This is a genomic window from Limnohabitans sp. TEGF003 (assembly GCF_055395455.1).
In genome coordinates this window covers 3,190,434-3,211,999 of sequence record NZ_AP029225.1, presented here as the reverse complement: position 1 = coordinate 3,211,999, position 21,566 = coordinate 3,190,434, and the positions used below count along the sequence as shown (strand labels likewise).

Genomic DNA, 21,566 nt, shown 5'->3' with positions numbered 1-21,566 from the left:
CACCCCGTCGTCACAGAGCATTCACCAACCATACGGCGATCTCAAGCGCTGCGCGTCACCTTTTTGTACAGGCGTGCCGACCACTGCCCCAAATCGTCCAGGTAGGTGAACACCACCGGGATCACCAGCAAGCTGAGCACCGTGCTGGTAAGTAAGCCGCCGATCACGGCAATCGCCATGGGCGAGCGGAAACTCGCATCGGCCGCGCCCCAGCCCACGGCAATCGGCAGCATGCCCGCGCCCATGGCAATGGTGGTCATGACGATGGGACGGGCGCGTTTGTGGCACGCATCGAGCAACGCGTCCCAGCGGCTCATGCCAGGCACGGCCGGGTGATCGCCCTCGGCGGGTTTACCGCGCCGCGCCTCAATGGCGTATTCGACCAGCAAGATGGAGTTCTTGGTCGCGATGCCCATGAGCATGATGAGACCAATGAGCGAAGGCATCGAGAAGCTCTTTTGCGCGATCAGCAGACCCACAAACGCGCCGCCCAGCGACAACGGTAGCGCCGCCAAAATTGTGATGGGGTGCAGGAAGCCTTTGAACAGCAGCACCAGCACGATGTAGATGCACAGCACACCGATCATCATGGCCAAGCCAAAGCTGGCAAAGAGTTCGCCCATCACTTCGGCATCACCCACTTCCACCACCTTCACGCCGGGCGGCAGGCTTTGCAGCGCGGGCAGCTTTTGCACCGCTGCTGTCACGTCGCCCAGCGGCATGCCCGACAGCTCGATCTCGAAATTGATGTTGCGCTGGCGGTCGTAGCGGTCGATCACGGCCGGGCCGCCCGCCACCTCGATGCTGGCCACCTGGCCCAGCATGACCGGGCCACGGCTGCCGGGCACCATCAGGCGCTCCAGCGTGGTCAGGTCGTGCCTCGACTCGTCGCCCAACTTCACGACGATGGGCACCTGGCGCTCCGACAAATTGAGCTTGGGCAGGGCCGCGTCGTAGTCGCCCAAAGTGGCCACGCGCAAGGTGTCGCTGATGGCAGCGCTGGTCACACCCAAATCGGCGGCTTTGGCAAAGTCCGGGCGCACCGCGATTTCGGGCCGCACCAGGCTGGTGGTAGACGCAATGGAACCCAGACCTGAAATGGTGCGCAGGTCGCGCTCCACCGCCATGGCGGCGGTTTGCAGGGCCTGTGGGTCTTCGCCCGTGAGTACCAGCACATATTTCTCGCCCGAACCACCCAGGCCCACCTTGGTGCGCACGCCGGGCAGTTGCTGCAAGGCCGTGCGGATGTCGTTTTCAATCGTCTGCTTGCGCGGGCGTGTGCCGCGCTCGGTCAGCTGGATGGTGAGTGTGGCCTTGCGCACTTCGGCCGCACCGCCACCCGCAAACGGGTCAGAGCCCGCGCTGCCGCCGCCGATGGTGGTGTAGACGCTTTTCACATCGTTCACCGCCATGAGCAGCTTGCGGGCATGCTCGGCGCTGGCTTGGGTTTGCGCCAAGGTGGAGCCCGGAGGCAACTCCACATAGACCTGGGTTTGCGAGTTGTCGTCCGGCGGAATGAAGCCCTTGGGCAACAAAGGCACCAGCATGATGGAGCCGATGAAAAACAGCGTGGCCAAGACCATGGTGGCCAGGCGGTGCCGCATGCACCAGGTGGCCCAGACCATGTAGCGCTTCATCCATCCCGGCTCGTGCGCGGCTGTGACGATGGGCTTCAGAATGTAAGCCGCCATCATGGGCGTGAGCACCCGCGCCACCACCAGCGAGGCAAACACCGCGAGCGACGCGGTCCAGCCAAACTGCTTGAAGAACTTGCCAGGAATGCCGCTCATGAAAGCCGTGGGCAAAAACACCGCGATCAGGGTGAAGGTGGTGGCAATCACGGCCAGCCCGATTTCATCGGCCGCTTCCATGGCCGCCTGGTACGGCGACTTGCCCATCCGCAAATGGCGCACGATGTTTTCCACCTCGACAATCGCGTCGTCCACCAGCACGCCGATCACCAAAGACAGCGCCAGCAAAGTCACCACGTTGATGGAAAAACCCAGATACGCCATGCCAATGAAGGCCGGAATGACCGACAGCGGCAGCGCCACGGCCGACACAAAGGTGGCCCGCCAGTCGCGCAAAAACAGCCACACCACCAGCACCGCCAACATCGCGCCTTCGTACAGCAGCACAAGGGAGCCTTGGTATTCCTCTTCCACCGGGGTCACAAAATCAAAGGCCTCGGTGATCTCGATGTCGGGGTTTTGCAAACGGTAATCGACCAGCGCCTGGCGTACCAGGCGGCCCACGGCCACTTCGCTCTCGCCTTTGCTGCGCACCACCTCAAAACCCACCACGGGCTTGCCATCCAGTGCGGCGGCAGACCGCGCATCGGCCAGGGTGTCGCTCACCGTGGCCACCTGGTCCAGGCGAACACGGCCACCCCGCGATGTGGCCAGCTCAATTTGTCCGACCTCTTGCGCCGTCTTGACCGTGGCGAGGGTGCGCACGGGCTGCTCGCCTGCGCCCACATCCATGCGCCCGCCCGAGCCTTCTTGCTGCACCTGCTTGAGCTGGCGGGACACCTCGGCCGCCGTGATGCCCAGCGCCTGCAAACGGTTCACGTCGAGCGCCACACGCACCTCACGCATGACGCCGCCCACGCGGTTGACCGCGCCCACGCCGCGCAGCGACAAGAGCTTGCGGGTGATGTCCTTGTCCACCAACCACGACAAGGCCTCGTCGTCCATGCGTTCGGAACGCACGGTGTAGGCCAGCACGGGCGTACCGGCCAGGTTGAGCTTTTGCACCACCGGGTCACGCAGGTCGCTGGGCAAGTCGGCCCGCACGCCCTGGATGGCCGAGCGCACATCGTCCACCGCTTCCTGCGTGGGCTTTTCCATGCGGAACTCGGCGGTGATGGACACCACACCGTCTTGCACCTTGGTGGTGATGTGCTTCAGGCCCTGCAGTGGCGCCAGTGCGTTTTCGAGCTTGCGGGCCACATCGGTTTCGAGCTGCGAGGGTGCCACACCGGGCAGGCTGGCCGTCACAGAGATGGTGGGCACATCCAGATCAGGAAAGTTCTGCACTTTCATCGAGCCGAACGCGATCAGACCCGCCACCGTCAGCAGCACAAACAGCATGACCGCCGGGATCGGGTTGCGGATCGACCAGGAAGAGACGTTGAGCATGGCGTCCCTTTATTTGGCAGCGGGTGTGGCTGCCGGGGCATCCACCACACGCACCGTGTCGCCGTGGTTCAGGAATGCACCACCGCTGGCCACCACCCGCGCATCGGCTTTCAGGCCGCTGGTCACCTCCACGCGGTCTGCACTTTGGCGTCCGGTTTGCACCTTGAGCTGACTGACTTTTTGGTCGGCCCCCACGGTGTAGACATAGCTGAAACCGTCGCGCACCACCACCGCGCTTTGTGGCACGGTGAGGGCCTGGCTTTGGCCCAGCGCGATCTCGCCTTGGGCGTACATGCCTGCGCGGGCGCTGCCGGTTTGTGCGGGCAGGTCCACATACACCAAAGCGTTGCGGGTTTGGGCATCGACCGAGGGCGCGACCATGCGCACCTTGCCTTGCATCAGCTGGCCGCTGGCCGCTTTGACTTGCACGGGCGCGCCGACCTGGATGCGGCCGATCTCGGCAGCGGTCACTTCAGCACGCCACTCGATGCGGCCCTGGCGAATCAAGCGGAACAACTCGGTGCCCGCACCCACCACGCTGCCCACCGTGGCCTGCCGAGCCGAGATCACGCCCGCATCGGGCGCGCGCACCTGCGTCTGAGACAAGCGCACGTTTTGCAGCTGCACCATGGCGCGGGCGGACTGCACGCGGGCCCCGGCAGAAGCCTCGGCGGCCAGCGCCTGGCTCAGCTGTGCGTTGCTGAAAAAGCCTTGCTGCTGCAGGCTGCGGGCACGCTCGGCCTGGGCTTTGGCTTCCTGGGCGCTGGCCGTGGCCTCGGCCAGGGCGGCTTCGGCCTGCGCCAGCTCGGCCCGCAAGGTGTCGGCCTGCAAAACCGCCAACACATCGCCGCGCTGCACGCGGTCGCCCACGTTCACGCGCACCTCGGTGATCTTCAGGCCATTGGCCTCGGCCCCGATGACGGCTTCTTGCCAGGCGGCCAGGTTGCCGTTGGCGCTGATTTTTTGGGTCAGGCTGGCTGTTTGGGGGATGGTCACGGTGACCGTGAGGGAGGGTTTGGCGGCAGCAGGAGTTTTGTTGTCTTCCGCGGCAAAGGCCACAGGTACCGCAATGACCCAAACCCAGGCACATGCCCATGCCCATGCCCCAACACCGCTTTTTTTCATGACTCTTCTCTTGGCTGCACGCCCAAACAGCGTGCAGAGAGTTTAGCGGCACGGGTTTTCCGGCAGATACCGAGGGTGATCGCACCCGCGGCTTCAAAAGCTCAGAACTTGTAGTCCAGCTTCAGCTGCAGGTTGCGTCCCATGTAATTGGCGTAACGTGTGTCTACACCCAATAACGCATTGTCTTGGATTCCCATTCGCAGGGCAGGCATGCGGTTGGTGGCGTTGATCAAATGGGCGCTCAGCGTCAGTTTGGGCTGGATTTGCCAGCGGCTTAACAAATCCAGTGTCCAATGTCCAGGAACTCGCGTCGTTTCATTTCGCCAATTGTTATCCTTGTCGTACAACGTCGTCTCGAGGTCGTAACCGGTTTTGTAATGCAACGTGAAGCCCCCCACCCACTGGGGACGTTCGAGCATGGATGTCAAAGACCACTGGTGCCGGGCTGTGGTCAGAAAGTGACTGGTGTGCGTACCGATGTTCGAAACCCAGGTACGGTCCACCGCATCTTCCTTGGCAGACTTCAACATGTACACGCCTTTCAGACTCGTCCGGACACGGCCAAGATCGGTGGGTTGACGCCAATGGATGTCGTAATCCAGACCCCGTTTAACACTGCGACCCAGATTTTGGTTGGTTTGGGTCAACAACTGCTGGTCAAAAAACTTGGCTTTCAAACCAGGGTTGTTCAGAATTTCTTCGATGGTCAAATAACCAAAAGTATCCCGAATATCGAGCTGCCACAGGTCTGCCCCCAAACTCCAGCGTTGATTGGGCTCATAACGGAAGCCCAGATTTCTTTGGAGCGATTTTTCTGGCCGAAGCATGGGGTTTCCCCCGCTTTTGACGCTAATTTCATTGCCAAAACTATCCATGTATCCGGCAATGGTGCTGCTGATGGGGACCATTTGAGCGATGTTGGGGGCACGAAAACCGGTGCCCACCGAAGCCCTGAAAAGCCATGCCCTTTCCGGTTGCCATTTCCACCCCAGTTTCGCTGTCTGCACCCCTCCAAAATCTGAATACTGGTCGTACCGCGCAGCGGCCGTCACTTCGCTGTGCGGGCCAACAGGTGAAGACAGCTCCAGATGAGCGGCCCAGACCAAGCGACTGGCATCAAATCCAGGACGTGTTTCCTTATCGCGTGCTGTGTAATAAACCCGCTCACGCCGCCAATCCAGGCCAGCACCCACACTGGCGGGGCCATAGTCTGTTTCCATCCATTCCCGACTGGCCAGGAAGTTGAAACTGTCAATCTGGCTAAACGCATCGTCCAGCCACTCTTTTTCCGGTCCTTGGTACTGCCGAAGCAACGCCAGCGTGTCTGCTGAATATTGGGAAGGGTGCTGCCCCACAATCTCGGGGGGCAACGTTGCAGCAGCAAATCCATTCGTGACCGCGCCGCCGATGTAATCTCGCCGCACGCGATGTCGGCCAGATGACACAGAGGTCACAAAATCCCAACCATATTGCTCGCCACGTAAACCCAATGCGATATTTCCGATGTGATTGACGTACTGCTGTCGGCTCATTAAGCCCAATGGAACAATATCCAACAAATAGGTGTTGCCATCGGGGCCCAGGACATCCTTGGTGTTGTAGTCACCACCCGCGACCGTGTTGAATTTTTGTTGGCCCAGCAGACCTTCTGCAAAAACAACCCAGCGATTGGCCAGCATCCGATCGCCTTGGAGGTACAGCAACTGTTTGTTGACCTCTGGGTAAAGGGTCATTTCACCCTGGGTGTTGGTGAAGCACTGTCCGCGTCCGAGCTCATACCAGCCTGGCTCACATTGACCGGTTTGAAGGTAGTAGGTGTTTTTCAAGTCCCCATTGGCGTCCAGATAGTTTTTCGCAGGGGCACTGTATGCACTGTAATTTTGCGTCAGCCACCAAGTCTTTCCATCTATTTGCATAGACCTGGCTCCTTGGCTGGACACTTCACGGTGCTTGGCCAACACGGCTTCGGTTTTCTGCGCCGTGAAATGCGCACGCAAGCTGTAGCCGTCGCGCTGCAGTCGACCTTTGCCCCATGACAAATTGACCCCTTTGCTGTGGCCATGTCCGTCTTGCGGCACAGTTGCTTCCACACCAACGCTCAGGCCCTGAATATCGGTTTTGGTGATCACGTTGATGACCCCTGCGACCGCATCCGAACCGTAGCGGCTGGACGCGCCATCGGTCAGGATTTCGATTTTTTCAACCGCCGCCAAGGGCAAGAAGTTCAGGTCGACCACCGAACGATCGATCATGATGGCCTGGCTGCCGTAATAGGGCAGTCGTCGGCCGTTCAGCAAGACCAAAGTGCCGCCCTGGTTACCGTGAATGGCCGCTGCTTCAGGTCCACCAGCCACAGTGCCTGTGACGGTACCGGACTCAAAAAAATTGCTCATCAGCGGCAGCCTCTGAAGCAATTCGGGCAGCGAAGCGGCCCCGCTGCGCTCGATGTCACGGCGGTCGAGAATCTGCAGAGGCAAGGCTTGCTTGGCCTCTTTGGCCAAAATGGCCGAACCGGTGATTTCCACTTTTTCAAATTGGCGGAACTCCAAGCTTTTTTCCGTGATTTCCACATCGGGGAAAGTCAGCTCGACTTTGCTTGCCGTCACACCAGCAGTGGCTGGCACTGTCGTTTGAGCCCATGCAGGACAAGCCACACAAATCGCGAGCGATGCGCCCACAGCCGAGGCTTTTCCCCAATCAGCGCCGGGTTTGATGAAGTGCTGTGGCATGGGCGGCATCCTCTGGCTTGCAGCCCGCAAGACATGTTTGCTCATATCCGGGGCGTTATTGCATCCTGAAAACTGATAAATCAGGCGTTAAAAGCGCTAGATATTAATACTTTTAGGCCCAATCGTCGCCAATGCGTCTTTTTGAGGGGGAAAGACCATGATCGATTTGGGGTTGGTCTCCGGGCCATCGAGGCCATGCTGGGGCTCCATGGCCTGAGGGCATACCAGAGATGGATGCCCGTGTGCGCGGGCATGACGAAGGCCTCCTCAGCCCATCACCCCACGCCACAGCGCCAACACCGCCTCGCGCTCGCTCGCAAGCTGTTCCAGTGGCACATCGGTGGGCTCTTCGTTCAGGCGGGCGCGGTGTTGCACGCGGCGCATTTCGCGGTACGCATTGGCCGCAGCTTGCCCTACGCCTGTGGGCAACAGTCCGGCTTTTTCGGCCCGTTGCAACAGCGCGATATTGCCCACGTTGTCGGCCAGCTCGGGGTGGGCGGCGGTGTGCAGCAGCACCAGGTATTGCACGGCAAACTCGGCGTCCACCATGCCGCCGGGGCTGTGCTTGACATCAAAGCGCTCGGCCTTGACCGGATGGCCCTGGCGCACCTTGTCGCGCATGGCCACGATTTCGGCCTTGAGGCTGACCGCATCGCGCGGGGCGCTGATGACGGCATGGCGCACCGTGTCAAATTGCGGGGCCAAGCCGGGCAAGCCCATGACAAAGCGGGCGCGGGTCATGGCCTGGTGCTCCCAAGTCCAGGCGGTGTTGCTGCCGCGCTGCTGCTGGTAGTCGGCATAAGCCTCAAAGCGCGTGACCAAGAGGCCCGAGTTGCCGTTGGGCCTGAGCGCCGTGTCAATCTCGTACAGGTCACCGTCGGCGGTTTTCACCGTCATCCAGTTGATGAGTTTGCGCACATAGGCGGCGTAGATTTCCTGTGCCCGTTCGTCCTCGTCTTCGTACACGAACACGATGTCCAGGTCGCTGCCGTAACCCAGCTCCTTGCCGCCGAGCTTGCCGTAGCCAATGATGGCAATGGCCGGTTCTTCGCGGTGGCGGGTTTTCAGGCGGCTCCAGCACCAGCGGGCCGTCACGCGCAGCACCGCATCGGCCAGGGCGCTCAGGTCGTCGGCCACTTGCTCCACCGTGAGCACGCCTTCCACATCACGCGCCAGGGTGCGGAACTGCTCCGCGTGGTGGGCACGGCGCAGCAAATTCAGCAGGCTTTCCTCGTCGTCTTCGCCCGTGCGCTGCAGCGCCACCAGGCGGGCTTGCAACTCGCCCTCGAATTCGGCGGCATCAAAACGGGTGCTGAACAAATTACCCCCGGCCAGCTCGTCAATGACGCCCGGGTGTTGCAGCAAATAACGGGCGGGCCACTTGGCCGCACCGAGCAGGCGCAGCAGGCGTTCGTGCACCGAGGGGCGCTCCAGCATCAGGGCCAAATAACTTTCGCGGCGCAGCAGCGGCTCGATCCAGTCGGCCATGCGCAACACGGCTGCTTCGCTCACGCGCCCATCGTCCAGCCACTGGGCGGTGCGTTGCAGCAGGCGCATCAGGCGGCCCCGGGCGTCGTCGCGCAGGGACTGCACGCGCGGGTTGTCGGCCCACTGGGCCAGGCGCTCACGCACCGGGCCACTGAAGTCACCCAGCACAGCATCCAGCTCGGCATGTTCACGGCTGTTTTTGCCGTTCTTGCCATTGCAGCCTTTGCATTCACGGTCACCGCCCAGCAAGGTGTCGAACTCTTGCGCCACCACCTCGCGGTGCCCATTCAGGTCGCTCAAAAACGCAGAGGCATCGGCGTAACCCAAGGTCTGTGCAATCCAGCCCAAATCTTCGTCGCGGGTCGGCAAGACATGGGTTTGCTGGTCGTCCAGGTACTGGATGCGGTGCTCCACCTGACGCAAAAACACATACGCCGCGCCCAGCGCATCGGCCGTGGCCTGCGGCATGAGCCCGGCCTTGGCCACACGCTGCAGGGCGTCCAGCGTGGGGCGTGTGCGCAACTCGGGGAACTGCCCACCGCGCACCACCTGCAAGAGCTGCACTGTGAATTCGATCTCGCGGATGCCGCCGCGCGACAGTTTCACGTCATTCGCACGTTCGGGGTGGCCCGCGCTGCGTTTGGACGCGTGGTCGCGGATTTGCTGGTGCAGCGTGCGCAGCGACTCAAAGACGTTGTAATCCAGGTAACGACGAAAGACGAAAGGCAGCACCACGCCGCGCAACGCCTGCGCCGAGCCGTTGACCACCGCGCTGCGGGGGGCCACCACACGGCTTTTCATCCAGGCAAAGCGTTCCCACTCCCGGCCTTGCACCAGCAAATACTCTTCCAGCGCATCGAGCGAGACCACGCTGGGGCCGGAGTTGCCGTTGGGGCGCAAGGCCAAGTCCACCCGGAACACAAAGCCGTGCTCGGTGGTATCGCCGATCAGGGCGTACATGCGCTTGACCGCGCGGGTGAAGTATTCCTGGCACGAGACCTTGTTGCGGCCTTCGCTGTTGCCCAGGGTTTCGCCGTCTTCGTCGTAGACATAAATCAGGTCGATGTCGCTGGACACATTCAGCTCACGGGCGCCCAGCTTGCCCATGCCGATGATCCACATCTCGGCCCGCTCGCCGTTGACCTTGGTGGGTGCGCCGTGCAGGGCATCCAGATCGGCCATGACTTGGCGCCAGGCGATGTCAAGGGTGACTTCGGCCAACCAGGTCATGCCGTGGGTGACCACCGCCAAATCGCCTTGACGGCTGCAGTCCAAGCAGGCCAGGCGCTCCAGCGTGAGCTGGCGCAGCACCCGCAAGGCGGCGCTGGTGTCCAGGCCTTTGGCCTGCAGGGCGGCGTAGGCCGCGCTCAGGCTGTCTCGGGTCGGGGGGCCAGGTGGCAACAGAGGCAACTCGGCAGGATAGCGGCGGTGCAAACGCTGCAGAAACCGTGAATACAAGGGCAAATCGACCGGACTGACATCATTTGGGGCGGGTGCCTCGTCCATGCGCTGGCTGCGGGTCATAATTCCTGCTGACTTTCTGATTCAAATGTTTGTGCCGTCTTTGCCCCATTTTCCCCGCTTGACCCTCGTGCTGTCCCGCTTGATGCGGGTCGTGGCCTGGGTCCTGTTGGTGCTGGGCGTCTCATTGGGCATGGCCTGGACTGCCTTGCATTTTTGGATTGTGCCGCGAATCGACACACACCGCCCCGCGCTGGAGCGCTTGGCCCAGAAAACCATCGGGGTTCCGGTGCGGATTGGTGAAATCTCGGCCGAATCGACAGGCTGGGTCCCCTCATTTGAGTTGCGCAACATCGAACTGCTCGACCCCGAGGGCCGCACCGCCTTGCGGCTGCCGAAGGTGATGATCGCGATCAGTGTGCGCTCCGTGCTGGGCTTGAAGCTGGAGCAACTGGTGCTGGACGGCCCGGAGCTCGATGTCCGGCAAATGGCCAATGGACGCTGGCGCGTGGCCGGACTCGATTGGACGCCGCCAAAAGGCGGTGACAACGCCGCCGCCGATTGGTTGTTCGCACAGCGCGAGGTCATTGTGCGCGGCGGCACGTTGCACTGGACCCGCGAGAACGCACCGCACAACCCTGTGCAAACAGACCCGGCGTCTGCCAGCGTGTCGCTGCGCGATCTGGACCTGGTGCTGCGCAATTCGGCCCGGCACCACGATGTCCGGCTGGACGCCACCCCCCCCGACAACTGGGGCCAACGCTTTGTCACCATAGGCCGCTTCAAACGCAACCTGTTGTCCATCCACCCGGGCCAATGGGCGGACTGGACGGGTCAGGTCTACACCTACTTGCCACAGATGGATGTGGCGCGGCTCGGGCCGTACCTGCCTGCAGGCGTGAAGATCACCTCGGGTCAAGGCAGTTTGCGTCTGTGGAACGACGTGAACAACGGCCAGTGGGCTGGCGGCGTGGCCGATGTCCATCTGACAGGTCTGCAAACCGCCTGGGCGCAGAACGAAGCACCGCTGACCTTTGAACGTTTCTCGGGGCGTTTGGGCGGCCGGGTCAGCCCGCTGGGCTTCGAGGTCTCGACACAGCACCTGGCCTTTGTCAGCGACCAGGGCCTGGCCTGGCCTGGCGGCAATGCCGCGCTGACCTACACCCACCCACAAGGCAAAAACGCGGCCAGCGGTCAACTGCAAGCCGATCACCTGGACCTGTTGGCGCTGCGCGAAGTGGCCTTGCGCATGCCTTTGCCAGACGTGTGGCGTCAACGCCTGCAACAGCAAACCGTCAGCGGGCAAGTCGAGGCCTTGCAATGGCGTTGGCAGGGCGATTGGCAAACGCCTCAGCGCTATGACGGACAAGTCACCTTGCAGAAGTTGTCACTGCCACCGCCGACCACACGCCAAGGTGAAAAACAAACCCGCTGGCCGGGCGTGCAAGGTGCGCAAGCCCAGCTGAAATTGAACCAGGATGGTGGCCGAATTGAGTTGAACATGGGCGCTGACGGGGCCGTGTTTTTGCCGGGGATTCTGGAAGACCCCGAGGTGCGTGTGCAGTCTTTGCACGCGCAAGCGGTTTTCAAACGCGAGAACTCACAGTGGCACGTGCCCGACTGGAAACTTGAACTGACCAACGCGGACCTGCAAGGCCAATGGCAGGGCCAATGGCATCCCGCCCCCCAAGGCCAAGGCCCCGGCACACTGGACCTGCAAGGCAAGATCAAGCAGGCCAACGCGGCGCAGGCGCACCGCTACCTGCCCCTGACACTGCCCGCAAACGTGCGCCAATATGTGCGGGACGCGGTGGTCAAAGGGGTCTATTCAGACGTGCAGGTCAAGATCAAGGGCGACCTGGCCAAGCTGCCCTTTGCCAACGCCAAAGAGGGCGATTTCCGGTTTGCTGGGCGCATTCAGGACGTGGAACTGGATTACCTGCCTGCAGCTTTGCTGCCCTCCAAAAGCCTGCCCTGGCCGCGGCTGCACAAGCTGACCGGTCAGCTCGTCTTTGACCACCTGGGCATGAAACTCAGCGACGCCAGCGCCCGTGCAGGCGATCCCCGCACGGGCCTTGGCCTGACCGCAGGCCAAGCCGAAATCCCCGACATGTTGCACAGCCCGGTGCTGAATGTCTCTGCCGAAAACAAAGGCCCCGCGGCACAAGTGCTGACGCTGGTTCAGAAATCACCGTTGGACGCGATGTTGTCAGGCGCTTTGCGGCAAACCCAGGCCACGGGCAATGTGCAAACCCGCTTCAAACTGGCCGTGCCCCTGCTCACACCCCAAAACACCAAGCTGCAAGGCGCCGTGGTGTTGGGCGGCAACGATGTGCGCATGACGCCCGACACACCCCTGCTGGAAAAGCTCCAGGGCACGGTGCAGTTCAGCGAAGCCGGTTTCAGCCTGAGCGGCACACAAGCGCGCCTGTTGGGTGGGCCGGTTCGGATCGAGGGCGGCATGCGGCCCAACCCAGGCGCGGCCACCAACGAGAGCGCCTTGCAACTGCGCGCCCAAGGCCAGATCACAGCCGAAGGACTTCGCCAGGCCAAAGAGATCAGCCCGCTCAACGCCTGGGCCCAACACGCCACGGGCGCCACCAGTTACAGCGCGCAACTGGGCTGGCGACAAGGACAACCCGAATTCACACTGCAAAGCCCGCTCGAAGGCCTGGCCCTGAAACTGCCCGCGCCTCTGGGCAAGGCGGCGAATGTCAGCATGCCCGTCACCCTGCGCACACGTGTGCAGGGGTCTGGCGCGACCTTGCGCGACCAACTGCAGCTCGAATGGGGCACCGTGGCATCGGCCCTGTATGTGCGAGATCTGTCAGGTCCGGAAGCCGTGGTCCTGCGGGGCAGCCTCACCCTGGGTCTGCCAGCTTCGCAAGCACCAGCCTTACCTGCCACAGGCGTCAGCGCTTCGGTGGCGCTGGACCGTTTTGCGGTTGACGACTGGCAAAGCCTGCTGCCCGCCGACCTGGGCGCAGCAAGCCAGAAAGCCACGAGCAAAACCGCCTGGACAGCCTACAGCCCCACGCGCATCGGCCTGCAGGCCAACACACTCACCGCCGATGACCGCACTTTGCACCAGGTGGTGGCAGGCGGTGTGCGCGAGGGAAACACATGGCGCGTCAACGTCGATGCCCGCGAGCTCAATGGCCACGTGGTCTACCGCCAACCCGGCAACGACCAGCTGGGCCACTTGTTTGCACGCCTGTCGCGCCTGAATTTGCCACCATCCAGTGTGGCCGAAGTGGAGGGTCTGCTCGAAGCGCCCCCGGTCAATTTGCCCTCTCTGGACATCGTGGTGGAACAGCTGGAGCTGCGCGGCAAAAAGCTCGGGCGCATCGAGATCGAAGCCCTCAACACCGAGCAGCCCAAAACCCGGATCAAAGCCAACCCCGAGTGGCAATTGAACAAATTCAACATCACCGTCCCCGAGGCCAGCTTTCGCAGCACCGGGCGCTGGCTGACCGCTGCCGAAGGCGGCTCGCAGCGCAAAACCGAAATGAATTTCAAGTTGGACATTTCCGACGCGGGCGCCTTGCTCACGCGGCTGGGCACGCCCAACGCCTTGCGTGGCGGCACGGGGCAACTCGAAGGCACCGTGAGCTGGCAAGGCTCTCCCTTGGCCTTGCATTACCCGAGCATGTCGGGCCAGTTTGCCGTCAAGATGGGCCGTGGTCAGTTCCTCAAAGCCGATGCGGGGGCAGCCAAATTGCTGGGGGTCTTGAGCCTGCAAGCCTTGCCGCGGCGACTGCTGCTGGATTTCCGTGATGTTTTTTCCGAAGGCTTTGCTTTTGATTCGGTGCGTGGCGACGTCAGCATCGCTCAAGGCATTGCCTACACGCGCAACATGCAAATCAAGGGCGTGAACGCGCTGGTGCAGCTCGATGGCTCGGCCGACATCGCCCAGGAAACCCAAAAACTGCGCGTGGTGATCTTGCCCGCACTCGACGCGGGCACGGCCTCGCTGGTGGCGGGCATTGCGGTCAACCCCGTGGTCGGCCTCACGGCTTTTCTGGCGCAGCTGTTCTTGCAAAACCCCTTGATCAAAGCCAACACCCAGGAGTTTTTCATCGATGGCAGCTGGGCCGACCCGCGGGTCACCAAAGTCAGCAGCACGGGCGATGGCAAGGCCCCACCTGCAGCCAACACACCGCCCTGAAGCCCGATGACCACACTCGGCACCCCGCGCCTGATGGCCGCATGGCAAAGACAACTGAACCGGATCAGCGCCCAACTCGACAAGGCCTTGCCCTGGGGGTCCGGGCGGCGCTCCTTGTGGGCGGCGCTGATCGCGCTGGTGCTGGCCGTGCTGGCCACGCTGGTGTGGCTGGCCGGGCGCTATGAGGCCAGTCAGGTGCAGGCCGAGCTGGAGCGCGACACCGCAGACGCCGTGAGTGATTTGCGCAGCAGCCTGTCGCGGCAAGTGCAGGCTTTGCAAGCCTTGCAATCGGGGCATTTCGCTTCCGCCACTTGGCAACCCGAAGCCTTGGCGCTGCTGCGTGACAACCGGGACTGGTTGCGCGTGGAGTGGCGCGACAAAACCTGGCAATTGCAAGCGTTTGCCGATTCGCCCTTGCGCGCACCTGCGTTTGAGCGCATTTCGCGCAACGAGGTCCTGAACGAGGCCAGCCAAGCCTGCCAGCGGGCCAGGCGCCTGAACGGCCCCGCTTACTCCAGCACCTACTTCCTGCCCCAAAGCGACGGCTTGGGCATCGAAGTGATGGAGCTGTGCCTGCCCATCTCACAAAACGGGGAGTGGGTGGGCTCTACGGTCGTGACCTACAGCCTGCAGGAGCTGTTGACCGAGCGCCTGGGCCGCACTTTTGGGCGCAAAAACGAATTGTCTTTTGTCGAACCGGACGGCACACGGCTGGCCATTGCGGGTGCACAGCGCCGTGAACGACGGGTCTTCACCAGCCAGCAACTGGTGGATTTGCCGGGGAACACCTTGTTGCTGCGCATGGACGGTCGGCGGGGCGAACCGGACCTGTTTCCCAATGTGCTCACGGCCTTGGTCACGGGCATGTCGATCGCGCTGATCACGGTGATGGTGTTGCTGACCAAGGACGCCCGCAGGCGTCTGAAGGCCGAGCGCGACCTGGCCGATGCGCTGGCCTTCCGCAAAGCCATGGAAGACTCCCTGGTCACGGGCTTGCGTGCACGCGACCTGCAAGGCCGCATCACCTATGTGAACCCGGCCTTTTGCCAGATGGTGGGCTGGGAGGCCGAGGCCCTGATCGGCCAGAACGCCCCCATGCCTTACTGGCCCCCCGAAATGGTGGACGAATACCAGCAGCGTCAGGCCATCCGCATGGCGGGCAATGCATCACCCAGAGAGGGTTTTGAATCGGTCTTCATGCGCCAGGACGGCACCCGCTTTCCAGTGCTGATCATCGAGGCCCCCCTGATCAGCGTGCAGGGCGAGCAGACCGGGTGGATGGGCGCGGTCATCGACATCAGCGAGCAGCGCCGCATCGAAGAGCTCTCGCGGGCCAGCCAGGACCGCCTGCAAGCCACGGCACGTCTGGCCACCGTGGGCGAGATGGCGTCTTTGCTCAGCCACGAGCTGAACCAGCCTTTGGCCGCGATCGCCAGTTATGCCAACGGCTCGCTCAACCTGCTCAAAGACCCGCAAGCCGAGCCCCAGACCCTGGACGATGTGCACATGGCCCTGCGCCGCATTGCCGAACAGGCCGAGCGGGCTGGGCGCGTCATCAACAGCGTGCACGACTTTGTGCGCCGCCGAGACCAGGCCCGCGAAGCCGTGCAGCCGCAGGCCCTGCTGGACGCCATTGCCCCGCTGGTCAACCTGCAAGCGCGCAAACTGCAGGTGCGCGTGCACATGCGGGTGGACGCCCGACTGCCTGACGTGTGGTGTGACCGCACCATGGTCGAGCAGGTTCTGCTGAATCTGGCACGCAACGGCATGCAGGCCATGGATTCGCCACACTGCCGCGACAGGGTGCTGGTGCTGCAGGTGCAACTGGCTGCGCCCGGGCAGGAGCATGCGGGCGTCGCGTTTTCTGTCACCGACCTGGGCGCAGGCATTGCGCCCGATGTGGCGGCCCAGCTGTTCAACCCCTTTTTCACCACCAAACCCGAAGGCATGGGCCTGGGCCTGAGCCTGTGCCGCACCGTGGTCGAACAACATGGGGGCCAACTGGAGTTCGCACCACACCAGCCCGTCGGCACCGTGTTCCGTTTCACGCTGCCCGCAGCAGGCAGTCAAACCACACACACCGCCTAAAATCGCGCCATGCAACCCCCTTTTGACAGCATGGTCTACATCGTGGACGACGACATTGGCGTGCGCGAAGGCATGGCCTGGTTGCTGCGCACACGGCGCCTGCTCAGCGAGTCTTACGACAGCGCCGAAGCTTTTTTGGAGATGCTGGAGACGGCGGCTTCACAGACCCAGCCCCGCCCTTTGCCCCAGCAAGCCGGATGCATCTTGCTGGATGTGCGCATGCCGGGCATGAGCGGCCTGGCCTTGTTTGAACACCTGCAAGCCAGCGGCGTCGCGCAGGCTTGGCCCGTGATTTTTCTCACCGGTCATGCGGATGTGCCCACCGCGGTGGACAGCGTCAAACGCGGTGCGTTTGATTTTTGTGAAAAGCCTTTCTCGGACAACGCCCTGGTCGATCGGGTGGAACAGGCGCTGCGCTTGTCTCAGGATCGCTTGAATGCACGCACCCAGCAGGACTTTTTGCAATCGCGCCTGGGCGAGTTGACCGAGCGCGAGCGCGATGTGATGCGCCTGGTGGTGGAGGGCCTGCCCAACAAGCTGATCGCCGACCAACTCGACATCAGCGTGCGCACGGTGGAGGTGCACCGCTCGCGCGTTTTTGACAAAATGGAAGTCAAATCGGCTGTCGAATTGGCCAACCTGATGCGAACACTGACATGAGCCAGACCCCGGACATGACCCTTCCCATCCCAGCGCGCACCCGTACCGGCCTGATCGCCACCCTCACAGGCCTGGCTCTTTTGATGGCAGGCTGCTCCTCTGCCCCGGTGTTGACAGACCACCGTTCAGAGCCCACCCGTGCGCCAGAGCTGGCATCCGAGCCCACACCCGCCGCCAGCACCGACTACCACCCCAAACGCAACGACCTGGCCTTGTTTGCCATGTCCTTGCTGGACACGCCTTACAGCTGGGGTGGCCGGGGGCCTGCCACAGGGTTTGACTGTTCAGGTCTGGTCTCGCATGTTTATCGGGAGGCTGCCGGTTTGCCCGTCAAGGGCACTTCGGCCGATCTGGGCCAAAAATCGCGACCCGTTGACCGCACCCGCATTCAGCCGGGTGATCTGGTGTTCTTCAACACCTTGGGTGCACGGCATTCGCATGTCGGTATCTATGTGGGCGGCGGCCGCTTTGTGCACGCCAGCAACCCCCGAACCGGTGTGCGCATGGACCAGCTGAGCAACCGCTATTACGCCCAGCGTTTCGAAGGCGCCGGAACGCTGCTGGACTGAGCCCTCGCTCAGCGCCGCGATCAGGCCTTGGGTTCGTCCTGGTCTTTTTTGTCTGCAGGCATGGGATCGGCCTGTGGCAATTCGCCCTTGTTTCGCCCGGAAAACATGGTCCACCACACAATCACGACGAAGAGCACCAGGGCCAACAAGGCTTCCAGCAAAATAAGCGCCATGATCAAGTTCCCATTTCTGAATGTTCGCCGCGCGGGTGCCCGCTGGCTGTTGGCTGCGATTGTAGGCAGCCTGACCGCTTGCTCGGTCGCCCCCGTGCTGGATGAGCCCAGCCCAAGCGGCCCATTGGCCACGCCACCCACTGCGGATGTGACGCCGCTGCCCCCCGTCATCGTGCAAGCCAAAAGCCGCTGGGTTCCGGTGCCTTGGTCCGAACTGCCCGGACTGGAACAAGACGCGGTGCACGAAGCCTGGCCTGCATGGGTGCAAAGCTGCACCCGCCCCAGTCCCGCCTGGGCTGCGCTGTGCCCGGAAGTTCGGCAACTGGCACAGGCGCCTGTGCAAACGCAACGCCAATGGCTGCGCGAGAAATTGCAGCCCTACCGCGTGGAGTCACACACCCAGCAAAGCGAGGGCTTGTTGACCGCCTACTACGAGCCCGTCTTGAACGCCGAACGCCAGGCGCGCCCCGGCTTTCAAGTGCCGCTTTATGGCCCGCCTGCCGACCTGAACAAACGCAAGCCCTGGTACACCCGACAGGAAATGGACACCCTGCCGCAAGCGCGTGCCGCTTTGCGCGGGAAGGCCCTGGTGTACCTGGCCGACCCGGTTGACGCCATGGTGCTGCATATTCAGGGCTCAGGCCTGATCCATGTGCGCGAACCCGATGGCAGGCAACGCATGGTGCGGCTGGCGTTTGCGGGCACCAACGACCAACCCTACAAAAGCATTGGCCGCTGGCTGCTGGACCAAAACCTGATTCGCGACGCCTCGTGGCCGGGCATCAAAGCATGGATTGACCGCAACCCCTCGCGTGTGAACGAGTTGTTGTGGCAAAACCCCCGTGTGGTTTTTTTCAAGGAAGAAGCCTTGCCTGTTGGCACGGTGCCACCAGGCCCCAAAGGAGCACAAGGCGTGCCCTTGACCGCAGAGCGCTCCATCGCGGTGGACCGCAGCAGCATTCCGTATGGCACCCCTGTGTGGCTCAAATCGAGCGGCCCGCAAACCCGGCTTGACCGCTTGGTATTGGCCCAAGACACTGGGACCGCCATTGTGGGCGCGGTGCGGGCCGACTACTACGCAGGCTCCGGCCCGACAGCGGGTGAGCTGGCAGGGCGCATGAAGCAGCCCCTGCAACTGTGGGCGCTGTGGCCCCGATGAGCCTGAACTGCCGATCCGGTTGCGCGGCCTGTTGCACGGCGCCGTCCATCTCCTCGCCCATCCCGGGCATGCCTAGCGGCAAACCCGCAGGCGTGCCTTGCATCCAGCTCGACGAGCAGCTGCGCTGCAAAATATTTGGCCAGCCCGAACGGCCTGCAGTGTGTGGGCAACTGCAAGCTAATGTGGAGATGTGTGGCCCGCTGGACGATCAGGGCCAGTTTGCGCGAATTTACCTCACCCGGCTTGAACAGCTCACTCGCCCGGATATCTGAAGCGGCGCTGCTGCGCCAGTCACCAAGACGTCATGAGCGCCGACGGTTCATGGGTAAGCTGAAATTTTTGACTTTCGGAGCACGGCCATGGCGTTTGAGATTCCTTCTTTGAAAGACAGCGTTCACCCCGACGAATGGCAGCTGCGGCTGGACTTGGCCGCGTGTTACCGGCTGGTGGCGCTGTACGGCTGGAGCGATCTGGTGTTCACCCACATCAGCGCCAAGCTGCCACACTCGGTGGCAGGTGACGACCACCAGTTTCTGATCAACCCCTATGGCCTGATGTTTGACGAGATCACAGCATCCAGTCTGGTCAAGGTGGACATGGCTTGCAACAAACTGCATGACAGCCCGTTCCCGGTGAACCCGGCGGGTTTTGTGATCCACAGCGCGGTGCACGAAGCACGGCCCGATGCCGGTTGCGTGCTGCACACCCACACCCGGGCGGGCGTGGCCGTCAGCGCCCAGGCCCATGGCGTATTGCCCATCAGCCAGCAAAGCACCTTTGTGTTGGCCTCACTGGCCTACCACGGCTACGAAGGCGTGGCCATCCGCGACGACGAAAAACTGCGCCTGCAAGCCGATCTGGGCTCGGCCAATTACCTGGTGCTGCGCAACCACGGCTTGCTCACCGTGGGCAAAACCATTGCCGATGCATTCCTGTCGATGTACACGTTTGAAAACACCTGCCGGATTCAGGTCGACGCGCTGGCCGGGCAAGCGGGCCCGAAAGACCTCACGGCGGTGAACCCTCAAATTCTGGATGGCGTGGCCAACGCCATGCGCGTGCAAACGGGTGGCTTGGGCGGTGCGTTTGTTTGGCCTTCGCTGCTGCGCAAGCTGGGCCGCGAAAACCCTGGCTATACGGATTGAATGTCTGTTGACTTTTATCGCGGCTGAAGACAGGTGCTCAGCGCGCAAGACGACTTCGAGACTCGGGTTCGGGCCTAACCGCTCAGCTTGCGCATCCTTCAAATGCCTAAAGCACTAAAGCCACCCCGGGCATTTATTGAAAACAATGCAGTAGGTATAGATATGCCTGCTGTAGTCGTGCTCGCGGCATTGCCGCTGTCACTGCCAAAGCCCACTCCGCTCATGCCTGCGCTGATGATCTGTGCACCCGTCAAGGTGGTGTCGCCGCCCGATTCGATGTTCACCGTATTGCCCGCCACTTGCGTGTTGGTGTAGGTCACGCCGTTGCCCGCGCCTTGGCCTGTGGCTTTGCTGGCACTGGCCGTAAAACCCATGCCGCCCCCGCCTGCACCCAACTGGATGGCCACGCCCACGCTGCCGCTCTTGCTTTGGTTGCTGCTGCTCTCGCTGGTGGTGTTTTGTGCGGCCAGCAAGTTCACTTGGTTGTCGGCTTTGAGTGTGGTGGTTTGCCCGGCTTGGATGCTGCTGCCTTGCACCGTGAGGTTGCTGCCCTGTCCATCGCCTGTGGCTTTGATGGTGACGTTGCCGCCTGCCGTCAGTGTGCTGCCACGGGCATTGTCTGCGCTGGAGCTTTGCTTGGACTGGCTGCTGCTGGAGCCCACGCTGATGCTGATGCCAATGCCACCTGCTTTGTCTGCGGCGTTGCCTTGTGCGGTTTCTGGTGTGCCGTCTGGGTTGGTCTTGGGGCTGCCGTCTGGGTTCTGGGCTCCCGTTTTGACCACGCCGTTGGCGTCGCCTTGGCCAGCTTTGATGGCGTCTGCTGCTTGTTTGAGGTTCATCGCCGCGTTGGCCCCGGCCAGGGCTTGCATGCGACCGGAACCGGTGTTGCCTGCGGCTTGCAGTTGGCTTTGCACGGTTTGCAGGGCCGACAGCACCGGGCTGGTGATGGCCACCGTCAGGCCGCTTTGCTTGAACTTTTGTTCTGTGCTTTGGCTGCCGGTTTCTCGGGCTTCGGTGATGTCTACTTTCTTGGCGGTGATGTCGATGTCTCCTTTGGGGGTCATCACGTCACTGCCGGTCTGGGTGTAGGCCCCACCTGCCTTGATGGTCACGTTGCCGTTGATCGCCCCGATGGTCGATTGAGCTGCGTTGGTGCTTTGGCCTTGTTGGTCCAGGCTTTGCATGCGGCTGCCAATGGTGAAGCCAATGCCGCCACCGCTCATGAGGCCGCTTTTGGTTTCTTGTCGGTAGCTGGTTTGGCTTTGCGTGTTTTGCGCCGCTTCAATAGTGACGTTGCGCCCGGCGTTCAGGTTGACGCTCTGGTCGGCCAGGACGTTGGTGCCTTTAACGCTCAGGTCTTGGCCAGCTGTGATGCTCACGCTTTGGCCTTCAAGGTTGCTGCCCACCGCTGTGGTGCTTTGGCTGGTTTCTCGGGTGCTCAAGGTTCGGCTGGACAGCGTGCCTTTGCTGGTGACCCGGTTGGCCGTGTCCAGGCTTTGGCTGGCTTGGCCGGTGGTGATGTTGACGTTGTTGCCCGCGTTCACGTTCAGGGCTTGGCCTGCGTTGATGGTGGCGGCTTTGGCGCTCAGGTCTTGCCCGGCGTTTAAGGTGAGGTTACCTGCTGTGCTGATTTGGCTGCCTGGTCTTGACCCCATAACCCA

13 protein-coding genes are annotated in these 21,566 nt (G+C 62.4%); 7 read left to right on the top strand and 6 right to left on the bottom strand.

Annotation, left to right across the window (positions count from 1 at the left end):
• Positions 1-41 precede the first annotated feature (41 nt).
• The 4 genes from ACZ5RT_RS15265 to glnE form a co-directional block, all read right to left on the bottom strand.
• Entirely contained in the window at positions 42-3,140 is a 3,099-nt protein-coding gene (locus ACZ5RT_RS15265; RefSeq protein ID WP_464453024.1) for an efflux RND transporter permease subunit, read from the bottom strand.
• A 9-nt stretch (positions 3,141-3,149) separates the two neighbouring features.
• Positions 3,150-4,265: an efflux RND transporter periplasmic adaptor subunit gene (locus ACZ5RT_RS15260; protein WP_464453023.1), complete on the bottom strand. Its 1,116-nt coding sequence runs from the start codon at positions 4,263-4,265 to the stop codon at positions 3,150-3,152.
• A 101-nt stretch (positions 4,266-4,366) separates the two neighbouring features.
• Positions 4,367-6,994 carry a TonB-dependent receptor plug domain-containing protein gene (locus ACZ5RT_RS15255; protein WP_464453022.1) on the bottom strand — a complete coding sequence of 876 codons (2,628 nt, stop codon included), beginning with the start codon at positions 6,992-6,994 and terminating at the stop codon, positions 4,367-4,369.
• A gap of 267 nt (positions 6,995-7,261) precedes the next feature.
• Positions 7,262-10,006, bottom strand: a complete 2,745-nt coding sequence (gene glnE / locus ACZ5RT_RS15250) for a bifunctional [glutamate--ammonia ligase]-adenylyl-L-tyrosine phosphorylase/[glutamate--ammonia-ligase] adenylyltransferase (protein WP_464453021.1) — start codon at positions 10,004-10,006, stop codon at positions 7,262-7,264.
• Between the two features lie 67 nt (positions 10,007-10,073).
• On the opposite strand from glnE, the gene ACZ5RT_RS15245 reads away from it, so the two are divergent.
• The 4 genes from ACZ5RT_RS15245 to ACZ5RT_RS15230 are packed head-to-tail and all read left to right on the top strand — an operon-like array spanning position 10,074 to position 17,428.
• Complete coding sequence (locus ACZ5RT_RS15245) at positions 10,074-14,111, top strand: YhdP family protein (RefSeq protein WP_464453020.1); 4,038 nt, start codon at positions 10,074-10,076, stop codon at positions 14,109-14,111.
• Between the two features lie 6 nt (positions 14,112-14,117).
• A complete protein-coding gene (locus tag ACZ5RT_RS15240; RefSeq protein ID WP_464453019.1) occupies positions 14,118-16,199 on the top strand; it encodes a PAS domain S-box protein in 2,082 nt (693 codons plus the stop codon).
• A gap of 9 nt (positions 16,200-16,208) precedes the next feature.
• Positions 16,209-16,859, top strand: a complete 651-nt coding sequence (locus tag ACZ5RT_RS15235; protein WP_422170081.1) for a response regulator transcription factor — start codon at positions 16,209-16,211, stop codon at positions 16,857-16,859.
• Positions 16,860-16,873: 14 nt separating this feature from the next.
• Positions 16,874-17,428 carry a C40 family peptidase gene (locus tag ACZ5RT_RS15230; protein ID WP_464453018.1) on the top strand — a complete coding sequence of 185 codons (555 nt, stop codon included), beginning with the start codon at positions 16,874-16,876 and terminating at the stop codon, positions 17,426-17,428.
• 20 nt (positions 17,429-17,448) lie between these two features.
• Here ACZ5RT_RS15230 and ACZ5RT_RS15225 read toward each other — a convergent pair whose 3' ends face one another.
• Positions 17,449-17,601, bottom strand: a complete 153-nt coding sequence (locus ACZ5RT_RS15225; protein ID WP_291929543.1) for a hypothetical protein — start codon at positions 17,599-17,601, stop codon at positions 17,449-17,451.
• On the opposite strand from ACZ5RT_RS15225, the gene mltA reads away from it, so the two are divergent.
• The 3 genes from mltA (at position 17,534) to ACZ5RT_RS15210 (ending at position 19,905) form a co-directional block, all read left to right on the top strand.
• The gene (gene mltA, locus ACZ5RT_RS15220) at positions 17,534-18,760 is read left to right on the top strand and encodes a murein transglycosylase A (RefSeq protein ID WP_422170077.1); all 1,227 of its coding nucleotides are present in this window, start codon (positions 17,534-17,536) and stop codon (positions 18,758-18,760) included. The genes ACZ5RT_RS15225 and mltA overlap by 68 nt on opposite strands.
• 2 nt (positions 18,761-18,762) lie before the next feature.
• The gene (locus ACZ5RT_RS15215) at positions 18,763-19,032 is read left to right on the top strand and encodes a YkgJ family cysteine cluster protein (protein WP_464454229.1); all 270 of its coding nucleotides are present in this window, start codon (positions 18,763-18,765) and stop codon (positions 19,030-19,032) included.
• Between the two features lie 87 nt (positions 19,033-19,119).
• Entirely contained in the window at positions 19,120-19,905 is a 786-nt protein-coding gene (locus ACZ5RT_RS15210) for a class II aldolase/adducin family protein (RefSeq protein ID WP_464453017.1), read from the top strand.
• Between the two features lie 98 nt (positions 19,906-20,003).
• On the opposite strand, the gene ACZ5RT_RS15205 is transcribed toward ACZ5RT_RS15210, so the two are convergent.
• A complete protein-coding gene (locus ACZ5RT_RS15205; protein WP_464453016.1) occupies positions 20,004-21,560 on the bottom strand; it encodes a hemagglutinin repeat-containing protein in 1,557 nt (518 codons plus the stop codon).
• Positions 21,561-21,566: the final 6 nt, after the last annotated feature.

Coding starts and splice junctions, on each gene's coding strand:
- ACZ5RT_RS15205 (WP_464453016.1), bottom strand. CDS start 21,560: ATGGGGTCAAGACCAGGCAGCCAAATCAGCACAGCAGGTAACCTCACC.
- ACZ5RT_RS15230 (WP_464453018.1), top strand. CDS start 16,874: ATGACCCTTCCCATCCCAGCGCGCACCCGTACCGGCCTGATCGCCACC.
- glnE (WP_464453021.1), bottom strand. CDS start 10,006: ATGACCCGCAGCCAGCGCATGGACGAGGCACCCGCCCCAAATGATGTC.
- mltA (WP_422170077.1), top strand. CDS start 17,534: ATGGTCCACCACACAATCACGACGAAGAGCACCAGGGCCAACAAGGCT.
- ACZ5RT_RS15210 (WP_464453017.1), top strand. CDS start 19,120: ATGGCGTTTGAGATTCCTTCTTTGAAAGACAGCGTTCACCCCGACGAA.
- ACZ5RT_RS15265 (WP_464453024.1), bottom strand. CDS start 3,140: ATGCTCAACGTCTCTTCCTGGTCGATCCGCAACCCGATCCCGGCGGTC.
- ACZ5RT_RS15225 (WP_291929543.1), bottom strand. CDS start 17,601: ATGGCGCTTATTTTGCTGGAAGCCTTGTTGGCCCTGGTGCTCTTCGTC.
- ACZ5RT_RS15240 (WP_464453019.1), top strand. CDS start 14,118: ATGACCACACTCGGCACCCCGCGCCTGATGGCCGCATGGCAAAGACAA.
- ACZ5RT_RS15260 (WP_464453023.1), bottom strand. CDS start 4,265: ATGAAAAAAAGCGGTGTTGGGGCATGGGCATGGGCATGTGCCTGGGTT.
- ACZ5RT_RS15255 (WP_464453022.1), bottom strand. CDS start 6,994: ATGCCACAGCACTTCATCAAACCCGGCGCTGATTGGGGAAAAGCCTCG.
- ACZ5RT_RS15235 (WP_422170081.1), top strand. CDS start 16,209: ATGCAACCCCCTTTTGACAGCATGGTCTACATCGTGGACGACGACATT.